A 1,463-nucleotide genomic window follows, 5' to 3' on the forward strand; every position below is an offset into this window, starting at 1 on the left:
CCGCCGGGGACGCAATGCCGTTGCTTGACTCAGTGAACTATCACAGGGTTCAGGGTGATGGTCTTCGCTGGGACACGTCGGGTCGGTCGACGTGGTTGACCTGCCTTGCGGATTGAGTAGCGGCCGTCGGCGCGTTTCAGGAGCCGGTCGGCTTCCCTGAGCCGCCTGGGGCCGCTGTCGAGCTTGCGGCGGACTTTCGCTGCCATGTTCGCCAGGAACTGCTTCATCCTGGCCGGGGTGTGCTGGCTCTGCCGGACCACGCTGCGCCGGACGTGCTTGAGGATTTTGAGGAAGGAGATCCGGTCGGGGTCGAGCCGGCCGCGGTCGGCGACGCGCATGACGATCCGAGTCAGGCAGTGATGGATGATCAAGTGCGCCCACGCCTCCTGGCGTGCCAGTTCCGGGTCGGCGGAGCGCAGGATCGCCAGACCACCGCGCTGGAACGTCTTGATCTGCCGATAGGCGGTCTCCGCTTCCCAGCGCTCGTGATACAGGGCCGCCAACTCCACGGCGGGGAAGGCGTCAGGGTCCATCAGATCGGTCAGCAGGCGGATGACCTCGCCGCCGTCGACCTGGTACTCGATGACGCGCACCAACACCCCGCCGGGGTGGTTCCCCTTCTGTCCGGCCAGGTTCATCCGCGCCAGGTAGGTGCCGTCCGGCAGGTCCTCGACCGGGCGGCGGGCCACGCTTGAGCGGGCCCGCAGGAGCAGGTGAGCCCCGGCCCGCGTGTAGGCCTTCCACAGCTCGACGCCTGGGAAGCCGCGATCCATGATGACGAGCATCCCCGCCGCGCTGCCAGCCATCGCCACCGCCAACTCCCGTTCCCCGCCGCTGAATGCGCCCACCCGGGCGTCCACCGACGCGTGCGTCGCGGCCTCCGTCAAGGTCACCACCCGCACCTGCGGGAACCCGGCCGGGTTACCTCGCACGTCCAGGAGCCCGCCCAGCTCGGCCCGGTTGGCCGGTGTGTCCGGCGCATCCAGCACGAACCCGTCCACCGCCGCGACCCGCATCCCACGGTAGAACGCACCCGAAAGCCCCAGCGGCGCCGCCGGCCCGGCCAGCTTCCGGAACACCGCCTCCAGCGCCGCCTCGCCCAGCCGCCGCCGAGCCCGCGTGAACGAGGACTTGTTCGGGATCGCCTCGTGCATATCCGGCCATGCACCCACCAGGTTCTCCGCGACATCGTCGTAGGAGTCCTGATGGAACAGCGCCAACGCGAGCACGTAGTAGACCATGAACCGGGACGGGCAGCGCCCCCGGACGCCGGTCCCGCCGACGGCACTCCGCCAGCGCCTGGTCCACCAACCCCGGCGGCACCCACTCGGTCAGGACACCAAGCCGTACCTCGTCGGACAAGCCACTCCACGGATGCACAACCGGACCAACGCCCCCCGCCCCGACACCGTCACCCGTTCCGCGGCAGTTGTTCTCGAATTCAAGCAACGGCATTGGCCGGG

The 1,463-nt window shown here is 69.4% G+C and carries 1 pseudogene; it reads right to left on the reverse strand.

The features are described 5' to 3' along the window. Window positions 1-29 precede the first annotated feature (29 nt). A pseudogene (locus tag ACH4E7_RS45605) lies at window positions 30-1,256 on the reverse strand (IS4 family transposase); the annotation flags it as partial. Window positions 1,257-1,463: the final 207 nt, after the last annotated feature.

This window comes from Kitasatospora sp. NPDC018058, from assembly GCF_044327205.1.
Taxonomy (GTDB): Bacteria; Actinomycetota; Actinomycetes; order Streptomycetales; family Streptomycetaceae; genus Kitasatospora.